Raw genomic sequence first — 22,629 nt, 5'->3', positions numbered from 1 at the left:
TCCCCGCGCCGGGACATGGACATCACTCAACCTCTCAAGAGCCAGAAGAACGAACGTGGCGGGGTCAGCCGGTGACCACGGTCAGACCGGCCTCGGCGGCGGCGAAGCCGTCGTCCACGGCCACCACGTCACGGCCCGCGGCGTCGAGCAGCGAGGCGGCGATCCCCGCGCGCAGTCCGCCGGCGCAGTGCACCCACACGGTGCCCGCCGGCACCTCGCCGATCCGCCGGTGCAGTTGGTGGACCGGGATGTGGACGGACCCCTCGATGTGTCCGGCGGCCCGTTCGGAGGCCCGTCGGACGTCGAGGACGACGACGCCGTCCGTGCCCCGCTCGGCCAGACCGGCGAACGTGGACCGTGGGAAGGAGGCCGGTCGTCCGCCCTCCGGCACCCACCGGTCCGGCGTGCCGGTGGCGGCGGCAGCGGGGCGGTCGATGCCGACCCGGACCAGCTCGCGCTGGGCGGTGGCCAGTTGCTCCGGGGTCTCGGCCAGCAGGGTGACCGGCTTGCCCCACGGGATCATCCAGGCCAGGTACGTGGCGATCTTGCCGTCCGCCTCGAAGTTGAAGGAGCCGGCGACATGGCCGGCCGCGAACGCGACGCGGCCGCGCAGATCGACCACCCACTCGCCGGCGGCGAGCCGGGCGGCGATCTCCTCGGCGTCGGCGACGGTCGGCGGGGTCAGGTCCACCGGTGCGGGCCCGGCGGCGTTGGCCGGTCCCATGTGCGTGTAGTAGGCGGGGATGTCGTCGAGCCCGGCCAGCAGGCGGGTGACGAAGGAGTCCACGTCGCTGGTGAGTGCCGTGTTGACGGCCTTCTCCTCGCCGATCGTCGTGGCGTCGCCCGCGGCCTGCGCCGAGGAGCAGAAGCTGCCGAAGCCGTGTGTGGGCAGTACGGGCGTCTCGTCCGGCAGTTCGGCCGCCAGGCGGTGTGCCGAGGCGTGCTGGGCGCGTGCCAGTCGCTCGGTGAGCCGGGGTTCGACCAGGTCCGGCCGGCCCACGGTGCCGATCAGCAGGGAACCGCCGGTGAACGCGGCTACCGGCAGGCCGCCGTCCTCCAGTACGTAGGAGGTGTGATGCGGGGTGTGGCCCGGGGTGGCGACCGCCCGTAGCGCGAGCCCGGCGTCGACCTCGGCCACGTCTCCGTCGGCCACCGGCACCCGGGCGTACGACACGTGTGCTCCGGCCGGTACCAGGTAGGCGGCACCCGTCAGCCGGGCGAGCTCCGGTCCGCCGGTGACGTAGTCGTTGTGGAGGTGGGTCTCCACCACGTGCGATATCCGCACCCCGCGCCGGGCGGCCGCGGCCAGGACCCGGTCGATGTCCCGCGGCGGGTCGACGGCCACGGCCGTGTCTGTGCCGCCGGCCAGATAGCTGCGGTTGCCCAGCCCCTCCAGTTCGATGGTGTCGACGGAGAACATCGGGCGCTCCTTTCCTCAAAATTACCCCGGGGGGTATATGGACGACCGTATCATCGGTACCCAGGGGGGTATGCCGGTGCCGTACCAGGAATACCCCCGGGGGTATTGCGGGAGCGTAAGGTACCCGCAGGGGTATGACGGAGGAGTGGATCGTGGAACTGGAGATGGCGGCGGACGAGCTGAAGGCCGTGGTCAACCGGCTGCGCCGGGCGCAGGGGCAGATCGCCGGCGTGATCAGGATGATCGAGGAGGGGCGGGACTGCGAGGAGGTGGTCACGCAGCTCGCCGCGGCTTCCCGTGCCCTGGACAAGGCGGGCTTCGCGGTCATCGCCACCGGTCTCCAGCGCTGCCTCAGCGACTCCGAGCTCGCCAACGCCGGAGACCGGGAGCAGATGAGAGCCCGGCTGGAGAAGCTCTTCCTGTCCCTCGCCTGAGGGGCGGCGGACGGCGGGGGTGGCGAAGGCGGGCGCCCGGGCGATCAGGGTGATCCCGAAGACGGCCTGCGTCGGTTCCTCCCTGCTGAACGTCCCGTCGACAGCCGGCTCACGGGCACGGCGCCCCTGCTCCCCGGACGGCGCGGTGGCCAGTGCGGGACCGGGCGCCGCGCATCGCGGCAACCGACCGCTGCCGGCGCGCCGTACGGCCTCCGCGCCGACCGCGTCCGCACACCCCCGACCTCGGCCCCGGTGTCAACCCCGGCGACGGCCTGCCCACCCGCACCCCTGGCATCTCCCGCCCGGCACGCACGGCGTCCAGCGCGGTCGAGGATGTCCGGAAATCGTGCCGTTCACGTGAATCCGGGGCTCGTACGGGCGGACGAGGGCGTCCTGTGGCCGCCGTCCGGCGCCGGGCCGGCCGGTCCGGACAGCCCGCCGGCTCGGGGAACCGGGCGTCCGAGGGCCGACTCGTCGCTCTCGCCGAGGAAGCCACCCGACTGGTGCTGCCACAGCCTGGCGTAGGCGCCGTCCGCGGCGAGCAGTTCCTCGTGGGTGCCCTGCTCGACGACGCTTCCGCGGTCGAGGACGACGAGACGGTCCATGCCGGCGACGGTGCTCAGGCGGTGGGCCACCACGAGGGCCGTACGTCCGTCCATCAACCGCCACAGGGCGTCCTGGACGAGGAGTTCGCTCTCCGAGTCCAGCGCGCTGGTCGCCTCGTCGAGCAGCAGGACCGGGGCGTCGCGCAGGATGGCCCTGGCCAGGGCGACGCGCTGGCGCTGGCCGCCCGAGAGCTTGACCCCCCGCTCCCCCACCAGGGTGGCGAAGCCGTCGGGGAGCTGATCGGCGAACTCCGTGACGTGCGCGGCCACGGCCGCCGCGCGGATCTCCTCGTCCGTGGCGCCGGGCCGGGCGAACGCGATGTTGTCCCGTAGGCTGCGGTGGAACATGGCGGGTTCCTGCGGGACGTAGGCGATCAGTGACCGCAGGTCGGTCTGGCGCAGCCGGCTGATGTCCTGACCGCCGATCAGGATGCGTCCGCCGTCGATGTCCGACATCCGCAGCAGGAGCCGGGTGAGGGTGGTCTTGCCGCCGCCGGACCTGCCGACCAGACCGATCCGCGCGCCCGCGGGCACGTCCAGGTCGAGTCCCTGGAAGATCGGCTTCGCACCCGCGTGGGCAAAGGTCACCGCCTCGAAGCGGATGCCCGTGTCCCGAGGTGCGAGCGTTTCGGGTTCCACCGGGTCGAGGACGGTGGGCGGATCCAGCAGCAGCTCCGTGAACTGCGCGGCCTCGGTCATCGAGCTCTCCAGACGCCGGTAGATCTGGTTGAACTCGAACATGATCTGGGTGGCGTTGGAGTAGTAGGTGAAGCTGACGACGATCTGCTCGACACCCTGGCCCGAGCCGCCGAAGGCGACCGCCACCAGCAGACCCAGCACGTTGGTCAGCACGGACATGGGGGCGACCAGGGTGTCGACGCGCAGATTGCCGTAGTCCCACGACCTCAGCGTCAGGCGCCGGGACTCCGCGACACGGCTGCGGTGTTCGTCGGCCTCCCGCCGCTCCGCCGCGAACGCCCGGATGGTCTCCATGTTCACGAGGCTGTCGGCGACGTGGCCGGAGACCCGGGCGATCGCCGCCTCACGGTCGTTGACGAGCCTCTGCCGGCGGCGGATCAGGGGCGTCGCGGCCACCACGGTCAGCGCGATCATCACCAGGAGGCCGACGACGAGCCTCGGTTCGTAGCTCCACAGCACCACGGAACCGAACACCAGCGGGACGAGACTGCCGACGATCCGGTACGTCACCGTGTCGACGAAGTCCTCGAAGCGCTTGCCGTAGCTGAGCACCCGTTTGGTCAGGGAGCCGGCGAAGTTGTCGTGGAAGAACGCCGCGTCCTTCGCCAGGAGTTCGTCCATGCCGGTCACGTACAGGTGTTCCATGCCGAGGGCGTCCACGCGGTTCAGGCAGTGCTGCCCGACCCGCCACACGGCCTCGGCGAACAGCAGCGTCACGCCGAAGCCGAGCACGTACGGCAGTGCCGAGCCGAGGGTGAGTCCGCCGGCACCGGCGGCCTGTCCCGCCAGTTTCGCGATCAGCAGGGGGGCGACGTAGCGGATGCCGATGTTGCCCACCGCCGGCAGCAGCAGCGCGGGCAGGGTCAGCAGTCGTAGTCGCAGCAGTTCCCGGCCGTAGCGGCGCAGCGCCAGAACTACCGCGCTCCTGCCCGGCGTCGGCCCTCGATTGTCTGTGGTGCCCATCACACTCCCGGAGGTTCGGAAGTGGGAAGTCTCCCGTCCACGGAGTTTCTCAGTCCAGGCATTCAACGCGGAACGGCGAGAACCGGACACGCCCACCGCGTCCCCGTCCCCACACCCTGAGCCGCGCCGCCGGCGCCCGCTGCACCCGCTGCTCCGCGCGACAGCGTCCGCCGTCAGGGGATCGCGGAGAACGGATACCGGGCAGCAGATCGCAGAGAGCAGATGGCGGACAGCAGACGGCGGACAGCGGACCGCTGACAGCACATCGCCGACAGCCCATCGCGGGCAGCACATCGCGGACAGCAATCTCCGTCAGCCGTATCAGGCTGATACCGCCGACCCGATACTCTGAAAGCGGCGGTGACATTTTCTCCTTCGGAGGCCGGGATGAGCGAGCAGCCGTGGACGATCGAGTCCATCCGTCACGCCCTCGGCAACCCTGCTCTCGCCCAGCGTTTCCTCGGTGAGATCAACCGGGCGCCCGCCCATGAGCTGCTGCGGGTCTTCGCCCGCTGGGAGCGCATCGCCAAGGACACCGTCGCCGCGGTTCAGCGGGGACGTGAGATCGCCGCGGCCGAAGCCCGCGGTGAGGAGCCGGCCGGCGAGTGGGTCGACGCGACCGACCGGGTCCTCGCCGAGGCCGAGCGCATCCGTGCGCGCGGCGCCGCCTGATCCGCCGTCCGGTGCCACGCCCGGTCCTCGGCTCGCTACGCTGGGTCGGGCAGAATCACTGTCGCCGTCCAGTGGTTTGTGCGACCACGATCTGGTGCTCGAACCCTGAGAGGCCATGTGACCTATCGGCTCAAGTACGACCAGACGGCAGAAGCCGTCCACGAGGCGATGCCGACGGCGGCCAGCGAGGAACTCACCCTCGCCCTCGCCGACGCCTGCCACGATCCGATCGGCGCCACCGAGCCGTTCGGCGAGGATGACGGTGTCGTCCGCGCGCTCGTGACCCGGCAGTCGTTCGCCCTCCTCCTCATCGGGGAGGCACTCAGAACGATCACCGTGCTACAGGTGACCCACCTCGGCTGAACGCCCTCAGCCCCGGCCTGGTGTCCCGTGCCACGACAGAGGACGTGGCACGGGACAGGGTCCTCAGCGGAGGGCGTCGGCCGCGTAGGCCCAGAGCCGGTCCGCCGCCCGCGGGTCGAGGGCGTGAGCGGCCACGCCACCGGACCCTTCCTCGTCACCGTGGACGACCCTGGCCTCCTGGTTGTCCTCGAAGTACCGGCCGGTCACACCCTTCAGCAGCGGTGACGCGGCCAACAGCACGGAGGTCGCGGCTCCCTGGGCGGGAGTCTTGTAGTGCGGGAGCGGGGTGAGGTTTCCCTCGGCGTCCATCACCCCGAACGCGCGCATGGTGTCGTCGTCGAGATGACGCTGGAGGGCGGTGAGGATGTAGCCCGGGTTGAGCGCGTTGGCCGTGATGCCGTCGTCCGCCCAGCGGCGGGCGGCCACCGTGAACAGGACCTCGGCGGACTTGGACTGCCCGTAGGCCGTCCAGGGGTCGTACGGGCGCCGCGCGAAGTGGGGGTCGTCGAAGTCGAAGGGCGCGTCGCGGTGAGCGCCGGAACTGACGACCACGATGCGGGCGGAGCCGGCTTCGCGCAGGCGGGCGTGGAGTGCGGTGGCCAGGGCGAAGTGCCCCAGGAAGTTGGTGGCGAGCTGCATCTCCCAGCCGCGGGCGGAGAGGGTCCGTGTGGGCAGGGCCATGATCCCGGCGTTGGCGACGAGGATGTCGAGCGGCCCCCGCCAGGTCCGCGCGAAGGAGTCGACCGAGGCCGGGTCCGACAGGTCGAGTGCCCCGGCCCGCACCGGGCCGGCACCGGGAACGGCGGAGAGTTCGCGGACGAGCGGCTCCGCGACCGCCGGCCGACGGGTGGCGATCGTGACCTCCGCGCCGGCGGTGGCCAGGGCGCGGACGGTCTCGGTGCCGATGCCGGAGGCGCCGCCGGTGACCACGGCGCGGCGGCCGGTGAGGTCCACGCCGTCGATCACCTCGGCAGCGGTGGCGGAGGAGTCGAAGGGAGTGGTCAGAAGGGACTCGGCGTTCACGGGGTGCCTCTCCGGATCGGGATCGCTGTCACGCCTCCCGACCTTAGAGCCGCCGTACTGGACGCTCTATGATCGATCGTCCGCAGTGCTTTAGCCACCGTCCGAGGAGTTGTTGCTCGTGGATCCCCTGGAGGATGTGCTGGGCCTGCTGGAGACCCGCGGTCACCTGTCCACGAGCCTGGTGGCGGGCGGGCAGTGGGCCGTGCGGTTCGACCCGCCCACCGGAGTGAAGTTCAACGCCGTACGACGTGGTGGCTGCGTGCTTGAGGTCGACGGTGTCGACGAGGCGATCAGTCTGGCGACCGGTGACTGCTACCTCCTCACCCGTCCGCGCGCCTTCACCCTCAGCAGCGGTCCGGAAGCCGCTCCGGTCAGCGCGGGGCCCGTCTTCGCCCGGGCCGAAGGCGGGGTCGCCCGAGTCGGTCACGGCGACGAGGTGCTGTTGATCGGCGGGCGCTTCTCCTTCGGCGCGCGGGCGCACGAGCTGTTGCTCGACACTCTGCCGCCGGTCGTCCATGTGCCTGCCGGAACCAGCCAGGCGGAGGCCGTGGAGTGGGCGCTCGCCGCGATCGACCGGGAGTTGCTGCACAGACCGCCCGCCTCGACGCTGATGGCGGAACACCTCGCCGTCGTCATGCTGATCCATGTGCTGCGCTTCCACCTCGTCCGCGAACCCCGGGCGGTGTCCGGCTGGCTGGCCGGTCTTGCCGACCCCGCGGTGGCCGCGGCGCTGCGCGCCATGCACGAGGCCCCGGCGCGTTCCTGGACGGTGGCTGATCTGGCGCGCGTCGGTGCGGTCTCCCGGTCGACCCTCGCCGCGCGCTTCAAGGACACGGTCGGTCAGGGACCGCTCGCCTACCTGACGCGATGGCGCATCGAGCTCGCGTCCCGGCGGCTACGGGAGGGCACCGAGACGATGGCCGCCATCGCCCGGTCCGTGGGCTACGGCTCCGAGAGCGCGTTGAGCGTCGCTTTCAAGCGGGTCATGGGAGTGTCGCCCCGTGACTACCGCGGACGGGCCGGCTGACCGGAATCCCCACCCGTTCCCGCATTTCGATTCCGGCGTCATTCTGAACTCCGCAACGGCGGCCGGACAAGCGGCGGAGCGAGGGCATTTCGTGCTTCTGCACAAGTGGGAACCCGGCCGTGAGCTGGGCTCATCTCCCGTTGACCTGGCACGTATTGACAGGTCGTCATTTCGTTCCCGCTAATTGGCCGGAAGTCGGCCCTCGACCGAGGGCCTGTTCACGATAGGTACGAAGTGACGTCATCCTCGCTTCGCAGAGAGCGAATAACCGTCTTTCGCGCTGTCCGGCACGGCCTGGTGGCCGCCGGACTCTCCGCCCTCGTCCTCCTGGGCGTCACCCCGCCCGCGTCCGCCGCCGACCAGGCCGGCGGCACCGACCTGACCCCCGTGTGCGGCACACCCGCCAAGGGGCACGCGTCCTGCTACGCCATGCGCTCCGACGAGCCCCCGCTGCGCCGGCTGGCCGCGGCACAGACGCCGCCGGGACTCGGCCCCCAGGACCTCCAGAGCGCCTACAGCCTCCCGGCCGACGGCGGCGCCGGGCAGACCATCGCCATCGTCGACGCGTACGACAATCCCAATGCCGAGGCGGACCTGGCGGTCTACCGCGCCCAGTACGGGCTGCCGCCGTGCACCACCGCCAACGGCTGTTTCCGGAAGGTCGACCAGCGCGGCGGCACGGACTACCCCACGACGAACGACATGTGGGCCGGTGAGATCGCCCTCGACCTCGACATGGTCTCCGCCGTCGCCCCCCGGGCGGACATCCTGCTCGTGGAGACGGACAACGACGGCCTGGACCGGCTCGCGGCCGGTGTCGACAAGGCCGTCGAGCTGGGCGCCAAGTACGTCTCCAACTCCTACGGCCGCACGGGCGACTTCGCCTCGGACCAGGAGACGTACGGGTCCTCCTACGACCACCCCGGCGTCGCGATCGTCGCGGCGAGCGGGGACAACGGCTACGGCGTCTCGTTCCCGGCCACCCTGTCCACCGTGACGGCGGTCGGCGGCACGAACCTGACCGCCGACCCGGACAGCCCGCGCGGCTGGGACGAGACCGTGTGGAAGCGGGGCTTCTACGGCCCCGGCTCGGGCTGCGCGTCGTACCAGGCCAAACCGGAGTTCCAGAAGGACACCGGCTGCTCCGGACGGAGTGTCGCCGATGTGTCGGCGGTCGCTGACAACGTTGCCGTCTACTCGACGTTCGGTTCGCTGGGCACCGGCTGGCAGCGCTACGGCGGCACCAGCGCGGCCACCCCGGTGATCGCGGCCACCTACGCGCTGGCCGGCCCGCCCCGCCCCGGCACCTATCCCAACGCCTACCCGTACGCGACGGACGGCCCGGGGCTGAACGACATCACCTCCGGGTCCAACGGCACCTGCGCCACCGCCTACCTGTGCACCGCGGGCACCGGCTACGACGGCCCCACGGGCCTCGGCACCCCCTCCGGCCTGGCCGCCTTCCGCAGCGGTCCGAGCGGCACCCTCACCGGCACGGTGACGGACGCGAAGACCGGCAGGCCCGTCGCCGGCGCCACCGTCGGCTCCGGGCTCGACGTGGCCACGACGCGCGCGGACGGCACGTACACACTGAACCTGCCCGCGGGTGAGGTCGGCGGTCTCACCGTCACTGCGTTCGGCTACGCGTCCCCCGCCCCGGTCACCGTGGACATCGCGGACGGTACGACCGTCACCCGTGACTTCGGCCTGAAGGCCCTGCCCCGCACCCATGTGCGCGGGACCGTCCGGGACGGCTCCGGGCACGGCTGGCCGCTGTACGCCAGGATCGCCGTCGAGGGCTCTCCGGAGGCGCCGGTGTGGACCGACCCGGTGACCGGTGACTACGACATCTCCCTGCCGAAGAACGCCGGTTACGCCCTCGACATCACCGCCGCCCTCCCCGGCTACGACGCGCTCACCCGCGAGGTGAAGCTGGGCGGCGGCCCCGTGACGGTGAACGCGGCACTGACCGCCGACCCCGACGCGGCCACCGCCGTCGGCTACGACCTCCACCGGGCCGAGCACACCGAGGGCTTCGACTCCACCACGGCCGCACCGCAGGGCTGGACGGTGTCCGACGCGGGCAGCGACAACGGCTGGCGGTTCGACGACCCCAACGAGCGGGGCAACACCACCGGCGGCAGCGGTGCCTTCGCCGTCATCGAGAGCGACAGCGGACCGTTCGGACCGCACCAGGACACCTCGCTGATCAGTCCCGCCTACGACCTGTCGGACGCGCAGTCGGCCTCCCTCACGTTCAGGACCGGCTACATCACCAACCTCAGCCAGCAGCACATGACCGTGGAGGCCAGCACCGACGACGGCGCCACCTGGCAGAACGTGTGGGGCGGCCCCAAGACGGGCGGCCAGGCCGACCACGTCACCGTGCGCGTGCCGCTGCGGGAGTACGCGGGGCAGCCGTCCGTGCGGCTGCGCTTCCACTTCGTCGCGAACTGGGCCTACTTCTGGGAGGTCGACGACGTGACCGTGGAGGGCCGGACGCTTCGGCCGGTACCGGGCGGGCTGACCGTCGGCACCGTCAAGGACGCCGGCACCGGCCACGGCGTCGTCGGCGCGACGGTCACGGACGCCTCGGCACCGGACGCCGTCGCGACCACGGTGGCCACACCCGAGGACCCGGCCGTGGGCGACGGCCTGTACACGCTGTTCACGGGACCCGGGGCGCACCGTCTGCGCGCGACGGCGGACGGGTACGCGCCGCTGACCCGGCGGGCCGTGGTGCACGACGACCGCGTCACCGGGAGGAGTTTCGGGCTCAGGGCGCGGCCGTGACCTGCCACGGCTGACCCACGCGGTGCCGGTTGGCGCGTCCCGCCGGGGGCACGCCACCGGCACCGCCCCACCGGCACCGCCCGGTCCCGCGGGCGCCGGAGCCCGGGACGACGACACGGTCAGGGCCGCTCCTCCAGCCACCCCCGCTCCGCCGCGAGCAGCGCGATCTGGAACCGGGTGCGGGCGCCCAGCAGGGCCCCGGCCTCGCTGACGTGCTTCTGCACCGTGCGCCGGCTCACCTTCAGCACGCGGGCGATCGTGTCGTCCTTCATCCCGGTGGCCATCAGATGCAGGATCTCGCGGGTCCGCCGGTCCGGCCGTACCGCCTGCGCGTCGCTGTCCGGCGCCGGGTCCTCGGACCGGGGAGCGGACGGCGGTGGCAGCGGACCGTCACGCCGGGTCGCCAGGGACACCGGCTCGGCCCGCTCCCACACGCTCTCGAACAGCGCCACCAGCGCCTCCACCAGCGCCGGCGAGTGCACCACCAGGGATCCCGCCGCCGGCCGGTCCCCGCGCACCGGCAGCAGCGCGGCCGCCCGGTCGAACACCACGAGCTTCACCGGGAGCCGGGAGGCGAGCCGTAGCTGCCCGCCCTCCGCCGTCCCGCGCAGCGCCGTCTCCAGCGACACCGCGTCGGTGAAACCGTCCGTCTCGTACACCGACCGCATCCGCACCCCGTCCGCCACGCCCACCTCCCGGGCGGAGGTGTGCCGTCCGGTCACGTACGGCGGCTTGGCCAGGTGCAGCACCTCGGCCGACGTCCCCTTCAGCAGCTGGCCGTAGCGGGCCGACACCTCCTCCTCGTGCTCCAGCGCCTCCACCAGGTGCGCGGCGCGCGGCGCGGACACCTCCTCGTACGTCTCGTGCAGGCGCTCCACCAGGGCTTCGGCGCGCGCCAGTTCGGCCCGACGCCGGGCCAGCAGCGCGCCGAGCGACGCGCGCGGGGGGCCTGCCGCCCACCGTGCCGTCACACCGTCCACGCGCAGCGCCAGCGCGGCCTCCTCAAGCTGCCGCAGGGCGTCCCGCGCCGCCGGTCCGGGCACGCCCACCGCCGCCGCCACCTGGACGGCGTCCGCCGACGGCACGCTCACCAGGTACTCCAACACCCGCCCGGCCAGCGGGTCCAGCCCGGCCCCCGGCCACGGGCTGTCCGGCGTCCCATCCATGTGTACCGACACTCCCCTGCTCGCGGCGACCCCGAAGACATGGCGCAAGACCGCCATCGCCCTCCAGTAAATCGGTGCGCGGGGGGACCCGGTACCGCGACCGTGGAGCGGTCCCGCGACGCGACCGCCGGGGAGTTCTCCTCGGCGTGATGTCAGTGACCCGGGCCGCCCCTCCAGCGGTAGGTGGCGTAGGAGTCCGCCGGGACCGTCACCACGAACGACTGGTCGGCGACGGTGATCCGGACCTTGCCGTCGGTGTGGGTGCTGTTGCCGAGGACGGCGACGAAGGTGCCGTCCTTCGTGCGGTAGACGACGTTGCCGATGCCGTTCTCGGCGGCGCTTGATTCGAGGCGTACGTCGCCGGGCGAGAGGTACTTGGCGAACTGCCCGATCGGGTAGAGCTCGTCGCGGACGGTGAAGTCGCGCGTGGCCGTGTCCACCGTCACCAGCCGGTCCCGCCACTTGGTGGTGGCCGCGACCTGGTCCCAGTCGACGTCGTTGTCCCGGGCCGGTGTCCAGTGCAGGGTCCCGCCGTCCTGGTCGGTGGTCTGGGCCCACAGGATGTAGGAGCCGGCGTCGAGGCGGAAGTCGTCGAGGATGGTGGAGGGCGACAGGTCGCTGGTCTCCGTGAGCTGGACCGGCTTGCCCGTCTGTTCGTAGGCGTCGCGCATGACGCGCGGGTCTCCCCAGTACGGGTGGAAGGCGATGGCGTCGGCCGCCTCGCGGACCTGCGCGCCGGTCACCGAGCCGTCGGGGGCGTCGTCGAAGATGCGGTGGTAGTTCTTGGTCGCCGTGCTGCCCGGGTCGCGCCAGTCCCAGAAGTTGAAGTCATGTACGTACAGCTGGGTGTTCAGGTGCGCGGCCCGGAACTCCCGTTTGATCGCCAGGGCCAGCTTCTGCTGCTGGGCGACGCTGATGTCCATGGCCGGGTAGACGACGTCCATGCCCGGTTCGTTCAGCAGGGTCAGGGCGTCGACCCGGATGCCGTGCCGGGCGTACGCCTGGACGAACTTCACGTAGTACCGGGCGAAGACGTCGATGCAGTCGTCCCGCAACTTGCCGACCTGGTAGTACTCCGTGCTGCTCCCGGGCTTGAGCGCGACCTGCCCGGTGAACCGGTTGTTCGTCTTCATCCACGCCGGTGCGCTCCACGCCGACGCGAAGAAGGTGGCGTGCGGGTTGTAGCGCTGGATGAGCTTGACCGTGTCGATGATGTGCAGGTCGATGTCCCGCCGGATGGAGAAGTGATTCAGCCCGAAGTCGTCGGTGACGCCGGGGGGCAGGTCGTCCTCCGACCAGAACGGCAGGTGCTCGATGAGGTCGGGGCTGCCGATCGTGAGCCGGAACCGGTCCAGGCCCGCGCCGTGCACGGGGTCGACGAGCAGCCGGACGGCTTCCTCCCGCTTGGCGGGGGTGAGCTTCCACAGGTTGGACACGCTCGTCTCGTCCAGGGAGAAGCCCACGCCCGTGTAGCGCTGCCGGACGGCGTTCGGGTCCGCGACGACGGTGGCGGTGACCGGGCCGCCGGGATCGCTGTCCGTCCTGACCGCCGGCAGCGGCAGCCACGCCCGCGCGGCGCCGGTGGAGTAGGTGCCGGTCACGGTCCGGCCGTGTCCGGGCGGCCCGCCCGCGGCTCGGTCGGCGTGCGCGGCCGGGCCCGCGCCGACCAGCGCGGACACGGTGATGGTCGCGACGGCCGCTAGTGCGGTGAGATGACGTCTCACGCCTGCTCCCTGGGCTCCGGGGGTGTCGGGGGTCGGCGCCGTACGGTGCCGGCGGCGCGCGACCGCTCCGGATCCAAGCAATTCCGTGATGTTAAGTCAAGGCTTGAAGTAAGGCTTGTTCACGCCTGCTGGTTCACGCCTGCCCCACAGCCGTCCGCGTGTCGCCGCCGGCCTTCTCCAGGCGCCGGGCGGCCTCCTCGGCGGTGCAGTGCGCGAGGAGCATGACGATGGCGGTCTTGGCGTGGCCGCCCGCCGCCCGCAGCGCCTCGGCGGCGGCGTCGGGGTCCGCGCCGGTCGCCTGGACGACCATGCGGCGGGCACGGTCGAGCAGCTTCTCGTTGCTGGCCCGGACGTCGACCATCAGGTTTCCGTAGACCTTGCCCAGGCGGACCATGGAGGCGGTCGAGAGCATGTTGCACACCATCTTCTCGGCGGTGCCGCCCTTCAGCCGGGTGGACCCGGTGAGGATCTCCGGCCCGGTGGGCACCTCGATGGGGATGTCGGCGTAACGGCTGATCACCGCGTCCCGGTTGCAGGCGACCGACACCGTCGTCGCACCCTTGGCGGCGGCGTGCTTCAGGCCGCCGACGACGTAGGGGGTACGGCCGCTGGCGGCGAGCCCGACGACCGTGTCCCGGTCGTCCACGCCGATCCCGTCGAGGTCCGCGGCGGCCCGCTCGGGTTCGTCCTCGGCGCCCTCCACCGCGACGACGAAGGCGCCGGGACCGCCGGAGAGAAGGCCCACCACCTGTTCCGGGGCGGTGCCGAAGGTCGGGGGGCACTCGACGGCGTCGAGCAGGCCGATACGGCCGCTGGTGCCGGCGCCCAGGTAGATCAGCCGGCCGCCCCGGCGCAGGGACGCCGTGATGGCCTCGACGGCGGTGCCGATCTCCGCGAGGGCGCCGCGTACCGCGAGGGCGACCGTCTGGTCCTCGTCGTTCATGACCGACAGCAGTTCACCGACCGGCATGCGATCGAGGTCAGCGGTCCGCTCGTTGCGGGTCTCGGTGCCGAGAGTGCTGAGGTCCATGGCGGCTTGTCCTTTCCTTGGCGGTACTCAGGTTCTTGGGCGGAGCCGGGGGCTCCGGATCCGGGGCGAAGGCTGGGGGAGCGGGCGGGGGCGGGGCTTGTGGGCGGGAGCCGTGGCTCGTGATCGGAGCGTGGGGCTTGTGGTCGGAGCCGGGGGGGGCTCGTGGTCAAGGCCGGGGAGCTCGTGGGCGGGGGCGGAGGCTCTTGGTCGGAGCCGGAGGGCTCGCGGGCGGGGGCGAAGGCTCTTGGTCGGAGCCGGGGGGCTCGCACGCGGGGACAGGGGCCCCTGGCCGGAGCCGGGGGCTCGTACGCGGGACGGAGAGTTCCTGGTCGGAGCCGGGAGGCCGTGAGCAGGAGCAGGGGCTCGTGATCGGAGCCGGGAGGCTCCCCGGGAGTAACCCGGCACGGTGGCCGGCGTGCCGTCAGTCGGCGGTCTGGGCGCGGCGTCCGGGCTGCGGGGTCCTGCGGCGGCGGACGGCCTCGTAGGTCTCGTGCAGCGCCGCGGTCGCGGCGTCGAACCCGCGCTGGGCGACGCCGACGAACAGGCAGTCGACCACGGCGAGTTGCGCGATGCGGCTGACGGTCGCGCCGGACCGGAAGGGCGTCTCCCGGGCGCAGGTCGTCAGCACGAGGTCCGCGCTGCGGGCCAGCGCGGAGCGGGGGACGTTGGTGAGGGCGATGGTGGTGGCGCCGCGCGCGGCGGCGGCCTGGAGCGGCTCGACGGTGTCCTCGGTCTCCCCGGAGTGGGATATCGCGAGGGCGACGTCACCGGGTCCGAGCAGGGCCGTCGCGGTGAGGGCCGCGTGCCGGTCGGTCCAGATGAACGCCATGTGGCCGATGCGGTGGAGCTTCTGGTGCAGGTCCTGGCCGACGAAGGCGCTCGCGCCGACGCCGAAGATGTCGATCCGCCGCGCGCCCGCCACGGCGTCCACCGCTCGGCCCAGTACGTCGATGTCCAGCCCGGCCCCGGAGTCCTCCAGGGCCCGCACCTCGTTGTAGACGATCTTCTCGACGATCTCGCTCAGCGTGTCGGTGGCGCTGATGTCGGTGCTCGGCATCGGGCGCTCGCCGTCGAGGGCGTGTTCGCGGGCCGCGGCGGCGGCGAGGGCGAGGCGCAGCTGGGGGTAGTTGGTGATGCCTATCGTCCGGCAGAAGCGCATGACCGTGGCCACGGAGGTGTCCGCCCGCCGGCCGAGCGCGCTGATGGACAGCTCCGACGCCTGCGCGGGATCGGCCAGGACGATGTCGGCCACCCGCCGTTCCGACGGTGCCATGGCGGGCAGTTCCGCCCGGATGCGCGCCAGGGTCCCGGCGGGGGACTCGTCCGCCGGCCGGGCCGGGGTGCGGGGTGGTTTCTGGCCGGCCATGAACCGCTGCCTCCTGGGTGAACGCCCGTCTGGGTGGCGCCACAGTAACCAGGCCCCGCGAGGCGCGTCAAAAATTTACGGACCTCACCCGATGAGGTTACTTATTGACATCCGGAGGTTCGCCTTCTGATACTCGCTGCACCGCGATCCGCGCCGGCCACTGGCCTCCCGGCCACCCTGTGACCGTTCGACGTGACGGATCCCCTGGACACACGAAGGCGTGCCGCATGACAGCAGCAGTCGCGGTGGACCTGGGCAAGACCGGCTGCCGTGCCGTGCTGTGGCACGGCGCCGGTCCTGCCCGAGACGTTCACGAGGTGCCCGGCGCCCCCGGGCTCGCCACCGACGACGGGGTGACGACCGCCCGCGCGGCCGTGCTCGCCGCCGTCCGGCCCCTCCTGGCGCGGGAGCCGGCCGTCCGGCCGTCGGCCGTCTGCGTGGGCGCGGCGGGTGCCGCCGCCGCACCGGACGCGGCCCGCGCCCTGGCCGGGCTGCTCCTGGACGACCTGTCCGCCGAGGAGGTGGCCGTCACCAGCGACGCGGTCACCGCCCACGCCGGCGCCCTGGGCGGCCGTACCGGCGTCGTGCTCGCGATCGGCACCGGCTCGGTGGCCATCGGCATCGGGGACGACGGCACGTACGCCCGCGTCGACGGCTGGGGTCCCTGGCTCGGCGACGAGGGCAGCGGCGCCTGGATCGGCACCGCCGGGCTGCGGGCCGCGCTGCGGGCCCACGACGGACGCGGCCCGGACACCGCGCTGCTGGCCGCCGCCACCGAGCGCTTCGGCGACCCCGACCGGCTGCCGCTCGCCCTGGGCCGCGACGGCAATCCCGCGCGTACCGCCGCGTCCTTCGCACCGGACGTCGCGCGCACGGCCGCGGCGGGTGACCCCACGGCAGCGGCGATCGTCCGGGACGCCGCCACCGCGCTCGGAGAGGCCGTGCTCGCCGCGGCCCGCCGGATCGGCGGCGACGGCCTCGACGTAGCCGTCACCGGCGGACTCAACGGCCTCGGTGAACCGCTGCTCGGGCCGCTGCGCTCGGCGCTCGCCGGCTTCCCGCGCCCCCTGCGGCCGCGCCCCCCGCTCGGCGATCCGCTGGACGGCGCGCGCCTGCTGGCCCTGGACGCCCGCAGGCCGCACGAACCCCATGTCGTCCGCGTCCGGCGGACGGCCCCCTTCCCCCCTGTCCCCACCCCGCCGGTCTCCCCGCCGGCCGTTGCTTAGGAGAGAGCGTGCGCCAACTCGACCTCGTGGTGATCGTCGTCTATCTGGTGGCGATCGCCGTGATCGGACTGCGCCTGGCCGGCCGGCAGAAGACGTCTAAGGACTACTTCGTCGGCGAGGGCAGCATGCCGTGGTGGACGGTCTCGTTCTCCGTGGTCGCCACCGAGACCAGCGTGCTCACCGTCATCAGCGTGCCCGGCGGCGCCTACAGCGGACAGGGCTTCGGCAACGTCGAACTGGCCCTCGGCTACGTCATCGGCCGCGTCGTCGTGGCCACCGTCCTCATCCCCCTGTACAAGCGGGGCGGCTTCGTCAGCGCCTACCAGTACCTGGGGACCAGATTCGGGCTGAAACTCCAGGGGCTGGCGTCGGTCACCTTCGTCTTCACGCGTCTCCTCGCCGAGGGCGTGCGGCTGTTCGCCTCCGCGATCCCCATCAAGCTCCTGCTCGACGAGTTCGGCGTGCACGCGGGCTACCGCGTCATCATCATCGTGCTCACCGTGATCACCGTCGTCTACACCTACCTCGGCGGCATCAAGGCGGTCATCTGGACCGACGCCATCCAGATGGGCCTCTACCTGGGCGGCGCGGTCCTCGCCATCGCCGTCCTGTCCGGGCACGTCGGCGGCGCCGGCTTCTCGCGCGCGCTGCACGCGGGCGAGTTCAAGCTGTTCGACACGAATTTCGACCTGGCGCACATCCTCACCAGCCCGTTCGCCCTGCCCACCGCGATCATCGGCGGCGCGATCTTCGCCATGGCCAGCCACGGCTCCGACCAGCTCATCGTCCAGCGCATCCTGGCCACCCGCTCCCTGCGCGACGGCCAGAAGGCGATGATCGCCTCGGGTGTCTTCGTCACCTTCCAGTTCGCGGCGTTCTCCCTCGTGGGCGCGCTGCTGTGGTCGTACAACGACGGCAAGAGCTTCAAGGAGCTCGGCCTGAACAGCTCCGACAACCTCTACCCGAACTTCATCCTGCACGGGCTGCCCGTGGTGATCTCCGGCCTGCTCGTGGCCGGCATCCTGGGCGCCGCCATGGGCTCGCTGTCCTCGGCGCTGAACTCCATGTCGAACTCGACGGTCGCCGACATCATCCACAGCTTCTTCCGTACGACGCCGTCCGAGGCGTCGCTGCTGAAGCTCGCCCGGGTGATGACGCTGGTGTGGGCGGCGCTGATGGCGGTCTTCGCCTGCGCGTTCAGCACCAGCACGGGCAACGTCTACCTCACCGGCCTGACCATCGCCGGCTACACCTACGGCGCCCTGCTCGGCGCGTTCCTGCTCGGCCGGATCGTCCGGCGCGCGGGTGAGGCCGACTCCGTGGTGGCGTTCCTGGTGACGGTCGCGGTGATGACGTACATCGTGCGCGAGGTGAAGATCGACGTGACCGTGGCCGGGGCGACCGTGCCGACGGCCATCGCCGCGCAGTGGCTGGTCCCGATCGGCGTGGTGATCACCCTGGTCGTCGGCGGTCTGATGAGCTTGTTCCACCGCGCCCCCGAACCCGCGGAGGTCCGGCCCGCCGACGGCGAACCGGGCCCGGACGAGGGGCGGGTCACGGCGGCCGTCCAGCAGGACTGAGTGCCGCCCGGCGGGGGCGGGACGGCACGACCGCCCCCCGCCGGCGAACAAGGACCGCAGCTACTCCCCCGAAAAGACGCTCCCCGGAGGCACGCACCATGTCCCAGTCGCAGCGCACTCCGTCCGCCGAGCGGGCGGGGGACGGTCCCGGAGGCGCCATGCGGGTGATCGGGCTGATGTCCGGCACGTCGTACGACGCCATCGAGGCCGCCGCCGCCGACCTCACCCTGGACGGCGACAGCCTGCTGCTGCGCCCCCTCGGGCACCTCTCCGTGCCCTACCCGGACGACCTGCGCGCCCTGATCGCCGCCACGCTGCCGCCGGCCGCCACGACCACGCAGGCCGTCTGCGCGCTGGACAGCGGCATCGGGCAGGCCTTCGCCGGGGCGGCGGCGCGTGCCCTGCGGGAGCTGTGCGCGGGGGCGGCGGACCTGGTGGTCTCGCACGGGCAGACCATGCACCACTGGGTGGAGGACGGCGTCGTCCGCGGCACCCTGCAACTCGGCCAGCCGGCCTGGATCGCCGAGGAGACCGGGCTGCCCGTCGTCTCCGACCTGCGCAGCAGGGACGTCGCCGCCGGCGGTCAGGGCGCCCCGCTGGTCGGCCTGACCGACACCCTGCTGCTGCGCGCGCTGCCCGGTACCCCGGCGGCGCTGAACCTCGGCGGCATCGCCAACGTCACCGTCGTCGCGCCCGGCGCCGAACCGCTGGCCTTCGACACCGGCCCCGCCAACGCCCTGCTCGACGCGGCCGTACGGCACTTCACCGGCGACGGCGCCGCCTACGACGCGGACGGACGCCGGGCCGCCGCCGGACAGGTCAGCCCGGAACTGCTCCGCTTCCTGCTGGCGGACCCCTACTACCGCAGGGCCGCCCCGAAGACCACCGGCAAGGAGCTCTTCCACCTGCCGTACCTGCTACGGGCGCTCGACGCCGTACCCACGCCCGCCACCGACGACGTCCTGGCCACGCTGACCCGGCTGACCGCCGTGACCGTGGCCGACGCCTGCCGGGCCCACGGGGTCACCGAGCTCGTCGCCTCCGGGGGCGGCACCCGCAACCCGGTGCTCATGCGCATGATCGGCGACGAGCTCCCCGGCGTGCCGGTGCGCCGCAGCGACGACCTCGGACTGCCCTCCGACGCCAAGGAGGCCCTGGCCTTCGCCGTCCTGGGCTTTCTCACGGTCCACGGCCTGCCCGGCACCCACCCCTCCGCCACCGGCGCCGCCCGGGCCACGCTGCTCGGCAGCATCACCCCCGGCCTGGCGCCCCTGCGCCTGCCCGCACCCGTCGCACGGCCGCCGCACCTGCTGCGGATCGTCTGACCCATCCGAGGACCCATGAGCCCCACCGACGTCCCTTCCGCCACCGCGCGCGCGGTGGAGCGGCCCGACCGCCTGGCCGAGCTGCTGTCCGCGTGCGTCGACGACCCGGCCAGGGTCACCACCGACGTCCCCCGCAGGGTCGCCGCCGCCCACGACGCCTCGCCGTACCTGTTCACCCCGCGCGCGGTGGTGCGTGCCGTGTCGGCGGCCGAGGTGGGCGCCCTGATGGCCGGCGCCCGCGCCGCCGGGCTGCCGCTCACGCTGCGCTCGGGCGGCACCAGCCTCGCGGGACAGGCGGGCGGCGACGGCGTCCTCGTGGACGTCCGCAGCGCGTGGCGCAGCGCCGAGGTCCTCGACGACGGGCTGCGCGTGCGGGTGCAGCCGGGGCTGACCGTGCGGCAGGTGAACGCGCGGCTCGCCCGGTACGGACGCCGGCTCGGCCCCGACCCGGCCAGCGAGTCCGCCTGCACCATCGGCGGTCTGGTCGCCAACAACTCCAGCGGCATGAACTGCGGCACCCGGGACAACGCCTACCGGACCATGGAGTCACTCCAGTTCGTGCTGCCCTCCGGCACGGTGGTCGACACCGCGCTCCCCGACGCGGACCGGGCACTGCGGGAGCGCGAACCCGGACTGCACGCGGGCCTGCTGCGGCTGCGTGACCGGGTGCGCGGCTCGGCCCGGTCCCGCGCCACCGTCGAGCGGCTGTTCTCGATGAAGAACACCATGGGCTACGGCCTCAACTCGTTCCTGGACCACGACGAACCGGCGGACATCCTCGCCCACCTGATGATCGGCAGCGAGGGCACCCTCGGCTTCGTCGGGGAGGCCGTCTTCCGCACCGTCCCGCTGCTGCCGCACACCGCCACCGGTCTGCTGGTGCTGCCGGGCCTCGCGGAGGCCACCGACGCCCTGCCCGCGCTGCTCGCAGCCGGTGCCCGCACCGCCGAACTGCTCGACGCGGCGTCGCTGCGGGTGGCGCAGCAGTCCCCCGACCCCGTCGACGAGGTGCGCGGCCTGCGCGTGGAGCGGCACGCGGCCCTGCTGGTGGAGTTCGCCGAGGAGGACCCCGGGCTGCTGACGGAGCGGGTGGCGGACGCGCGGCGGGTCCTGGACCGGATGCCCGCCGTCAACGACACCGCGCTCGTGGGCGATCCGCGCCTGCGGGCCCGGCTCTGGCACCTGCGCAAGGGCCTGTACACCGCCGTCGCGGGCGCGCGCCGCCCCGGCACCACCGCGCTGCTGGAGGACATCGCGGTGCCGATGGACCGGCTGACCGGTACCTGCGAGGGCCTGACCGGGCTCTTCGACCGGTACGGCTACCAGGACGCGGTGATCTTCGGCCACGCCCGCGACGGCAACCTCCACTTCATGCTGACCCAGGACTTCGACTCCGCCTCCGAGGTCGAGCGCTACGCCCGGTTCACCGACGCCATGGCCGACCTCGTCCTGGACGCCGGGGGCACGCTGAAGGCCGAGCACGGCACCGGGCGGGCCATGGCGCCGTTCGTGCGCCGGCAGTACGGCGACGAGCTGTACGACGTCATGCGCGAGCTGAAGCGGTTGTGCGACCCGCACGGGGTGCTCAACCCGGGTGTGCTCCTGGACGACGACGCGAGCGCGCACCTGCGCAACCTCAAGAGCATCCCGGAGGTCGACCCCGCCGTCGACGCGTGCGTGGAATGCGGCTACTGCGAGCCGGTGTGCCCGACCGCCGACGCCACCACGACACCGCGTCAGCGCATCGCCCTGCGGCGCGAGATCGCGCTGGCCGCGGCGGCGGGCGACGAGGAGCGGCGGCGCGCGCTGACGGAGGACTACGACTACGCGGCCGTGGACAGCTGCGCCGCCGACAGTCTCTGCGTCACCGCGTGCCCGGTCACCATCGACACCGGTGCGGTCATGAAACGCCTGCGCGCCGACCGGCACGGTGCGGTCGCGCAGCGCGCGGGGAACACGGTGGCCCGGCACTGGGGGACCACGGTCAAGGCCGTACGCGTCGCCCTGAACACGGCCCACGCCGCCCCCTCCCCCGTCCTGCGCACCGCCACCGGCGCGCTCCGCCGGCTCGGGGCGGGCGAGCTGGTACCGGCCTGGACCGACGACATCCCCCGTGGCGGCCCCGCCCGCCCCGCACCCCGCCACCCGGCCGGAGCCCGCGCGGTGTTCTTCGCCGCGTGCATCGGCAGTCTCTTCGCACCGGAGGAAGGCGGGGAGGCAAGCCCTGGCGGGGCGGCGGGCGCGGCCGGGGCCTTCCTGCGCCTGTGTGCGCGGGCCGGAGTTCCCGTAGCCGTGCCCTCCGGGCTGGACGGGCTGTGCTGTGGCACCCCCTGGCAGTCCAAGGGGTACACCGCCGGGTACCGCACCATGGCCGCTCGCACCCTGGAGGCGCTGTGGGAGGCGAGCGGGCAGGGCCGGCTGCCGGTGGTGTGCGACGCCTCGTCCTGCACGCACGGCCTGGACCAACTCCGTGACGCCCTCCCGGAGTCCGACCGCGCCCGCTTCGCCTCGCTGCGCTTCGTCGACAGCGTCGTCTTCGCCGCCGAGCAGCTGCTCCCCGCCCTGCCCGAACCCCGGCGCCTGGGCAGCCTCGCCCTGCATCCCACCTGCTCCACTGTGCACCTCGGCATCGAGACGGCCCTGCGCACCGTGGCCGCGGCGGTGAGCGACGAGGTGACGGTCCCCGACAACTGGGGCTGCTGCGCGTTCGCCGGGGACCGGGGCCTGCTCCACCCGGAGATCACCGCGTCCGCCGTCGCCGCCCAGGCCGCCGAGGTGAACGCGGGCACGTACGACGCGTACGCCTCCTGCAACCGCACCTGCGAGCTGGGAATGACCCGGGCCACGGGCCGGCCGTACCGGCACGTACTGGAACTCCTCGACGAGGCCACGGCCTGAGGCCGACGCGTCGACACGGGCCCCACGGCAATGTCCACGCCGCGGCCCGCTGAGCGGATAGCGGATAGCGGATGCAAGGGCCTCGCCTCCGGACGGGGACGGCGGCACCGGCCCCCACCGAAATCGCCACGCCGCCGCCCGCCGAGCGGATGCAGGGGCCTCGTCTCGGGCGCGCGCTGGTTGGAGTGGGGCATGTGGGGGCGGCCTTCCGGCGGCCGGGCCCGCGCACGGCGCCGGAAAGCCCGGCTGACGTCGGCGCGGCACCCGCTGCCGCGTCCCTCCCTGCCAGGGGCCGTCGGCGTGTGCCGCCCTGAC

The 22,629-nt window shown here is 73.0% G+C and carries 16 protein-coding genes; 9 read left to right on the top strand and 7 right to left on the bottom strand.

Annotated features, from left to right (window positions below; genetic code table 11):
- Nucleotides 1-64: 64 nt before the first annotated feature.
- Nucleotides 65-1,420 (bottom strand): rhodanese-like domain-containing protein, encoded by a 1,356-nt coding sequence (locus ACH4LD_RS34390; protein WP_398058045.1) that lies wholly within the window; start codon nucleotides 1,418-1,420, stop codon nucleotides 65-67.
- A 152-nt stretch (nucleotides 1,421-1,572) separates the two neighbouring features.
- Between ACH4LD_RS34390 and ACH4LD_RS34385 the strand changes: the two genes are divergently transcribed.
- Nucleotides 1,573-1,854, top strand: a complete 282-nt coding sequence (locus ACH4LD_RS34385; protein WP_132787813.1) for a metal-sensitive transcriptional regulator — start codon at nucleotides 1,573-1,575, stop codon at nucleotides 1,852-1,854.
- 353 nt (nucleotides 1,855-2,207) lie between these two features.
- Here ACH4LD_RS34385 and ACH4LD_RS34380 read toward each other — a convergent pair whose 3' ends face one another.
- The gene (locus ACH4LD_RS34380; protein WP_398058044.1) at nucleotides 2,208-4,121 is read right to left on the bottom strand and encodes an ABC transporter ATP-binding protein; all 1,914 of its coding nucleotides are present in this window, start codon (nucleotides 4,119-4,121) and stop codon (nucleotides 2,208-2,210) included.
- A gap of 387 nt (nucleotides 4,122-4,508) precedes the next feature.
- Between ACH4LD_RS34380 and ACH4LD_RS34375 the strand changes: the two genes are divergently transcribed.
- The gene (locus ACH4LD_RS34375) at nucleotides 4,509-4,793 is read left to right on the top strand and encodes a hypothetical protein (protein WP_132787669.1); all 285 of its coding nucleotides are present in this window, start codon (nucleotides 4,509-4,511) and stop codon (nucleotides 4,791-4,793) included.
- A 117-nt stretch (nucleotides 4,794-4,910) separates the two neighbouring features.
- The gene (locus ACH4LD_RS34370; RefSeq protein ID WP_132787667.1) at nucleotides 4,911-5,156 is read left to right on the top strand and encodes a hypothetical protein; all 246 of its coding nucleotides are present in this window, start codon (nucleotides 4,911-4,913) and stop codon (nucleotides 5,154-5,156) included.
- 63 nt (nucleotides 5,157-5,219) lie between these two features.
- On the opposite strand, the gene ACH4LD_RS34365 is transcribed toward ACH4LD_RS34370, so the two are convergent.
- Complete coding sequence (locus tag ACH4LD_RS34365; RefSeq protein WP_398058043.1) at nucleotides 5,220-6,179, bottom strand: SDR family NAD(P)-dependent oxidoreductase; 960 nt, start codon at nucleotides 6,177-6,179, stop codon at nucleotides 5,220-5,222.
- Nucleotides 6,180-6,297: 118 nt separating this feature from the next.
- On the opposite strand from ACH4LD_RS34365, the gene ACH4LD_RS34360 reads away from it, so the two are divergent.
- Nucleotides 6,298-7,206 carry an AraC family transcriptional regulator gene (locus tag ACH4LD_RS34360; RefSeq protein ID WP_398058042.1) on the top strand — a complete coding sequence of 303 codons (909 nt, stop codon included), beginning with the start codon at nucleotides 6,298-6,300 and terminating at the stop codon, nucleotides 7,204-7,206.
- 297 nt (nucleotides 7,207-7,503) lie between these two features.
- Nucleotides 7,504-9,999 (top strand): carboxypeptidase regulatory-like domain-containing protein, encoded by a 2,496-nt coding sequence (locus ACH4LD_RS34355; protein ID WP_398058041.1) that lies wholly within the window; start codon nucleotides 7,504-7,506, stop codon nucleotides 9,997-9,999.
- A 119-nt stretch (nucleotides 10,000-10,118) separates the two neighbouring features.
- Here the strand turns inward: ACH4LD_RS34355 and ACH4LD_RS34350 are convergent, their stop codons facing one another.
- The 4 genes from ACH4LD_RS34350 to ACH4LD_RS34335 form a co-directional block, all read right to left on the bottom strand.
- Nucleotides 10,119-11,165, bottom strand: a complete 1,047-nt coding sequence (locus ACH4LD_RS34350) for a LuxR C-terminal-related transcriptional regulator (RefSeq protein ID WP_398058040.1) — start codon at nucleotides 11,163-11,165, stop codon at nucleotides 10,119-10,121.
- A 152-nt stretch (nucleotides 11,166-11,317) separates the two neighbouring features.
- Nucleotides 11,318-12,889, bottom strand: a complete 1,572-nt coding sequence (locus ACH4LD_RS34345) for a glycoside hydrolase family 30 beta sandwich domain-containing protein (protein ID WP_398058039.1) — start codon at nucleotides 12,887-12,889, stop codon at nucleotides 11,318-11,320.
- A gap of 133 nt (nucleotides 12,890-13,022) precedes the next feature.
- Entirely contained in the window at nucleotides 13,023-13,919 is an 897-nt protein-coding gene (gene murQ / locus ACH4LD_RS34340) for an N-acetylmuramic acid 6-phosphate etherase (protein WP_398058038.1), read from the bottom strand.
- A 421-nt stretch (nucleotides 13,920-14,340) separates the two neighbouring features.
- On the bottom strand, nucleotides 14,341-15,285 hold the full coding sequence (locus ACH4LD_RS34335; protein ID WP_398058037.1) for a MurR/RpiR family transcriptional regulator: 945 nt from the start codon (nucleotides 15,283-15,285) through the stop codon (nucleotides 14,341-14,343).
- 227 nt (nucleotides 15,286-15,512) lie between these two features.
- On the opposite strand from ACH4LD_RS34335, the gene ACH4LD_RS34330 reads away from it, so the two are divergent.
- The 4 genes from ACH4LD_RS34330 to ACH4LD_RS34315 all read left to right on the top strand — a co-directional run bounded on the left by ACH4LD_RS34330 (nucleotide 15,513) and on the right by ACH4LD_RS34315 (nucleotide 22,314).
- Entirely contained in the window at nucleotides 15,513-16,511 is a 999-nt protein-coding gene (locus tag ACH4LD_RS34330; RefSeq protein ID WP_398058036.1) for an N-acetylglucosamine kinase, read from the top strand.
- An 8-nt stretch (nucleotides 16,512-16,519) separates the two neighbouring features.
- The gene (locus ACH4LD_RS34325; RefSeq protein WP_398058035.1) at nucleotides 16,520-18,091 is read left to right on the top strand and encodes a sodium:solute symporter; all 1,572 of its coding nucleotides are present in this window, start codon (nucleotides 16,520-16,522) and stop codon (nucleotides 18,089-18,091) included.
- A gap of 158 nt (nucleotides 18,092-18,249) precedes the next feature.
- The gene (locus tag ACH4LD_RS34320) at nucleotides 18,250-19,416 is read left to right on the top strand and encodes an anhydro-N-acetylmuramic acid kinase (RefSeq protein ID WP_398058091.1); all 1,167 of its coding nucleotides are present in this window, start codon (nucleotides 18,250-18,252) and stop codon (nucleotides 19,414-19,416) included.
- Nucleotides 19,417-19,431: 15 nt separating this feature from the next.
- On the top strand, nucleotides 19,432-22,314 hold the full coding sequence (locus ACH4LD_RS34315) for an FAD-binding and (Fe-S)-binding domain-containing protein (RefSeq protein ID WP_398058034.1): 2,883 nt from the start codon (nucleotides 19,432-19,434) through the stop codon (nucleotides 22,312-22,314).
- Nucleotides 22,315-22,629 lie beyond the last annotated feature (315 nt).

The sequence above is a fragment of the Streptomyces sp. NPDC017676 genome (assembly GCF_044329325.1).
In the GTDB taxonomy this organism is placed as follows: domain Bacteria; phylum Actinomycetota; class Actinomycetes; order Streptomycetales; family Streptomycetaceae; genus Streptomyces.
The sequence above is the reverse complement of the archived record's forward strand: the minus strand, read 5'-3'. Positions and strand labels throughout refer to the sequence as shown.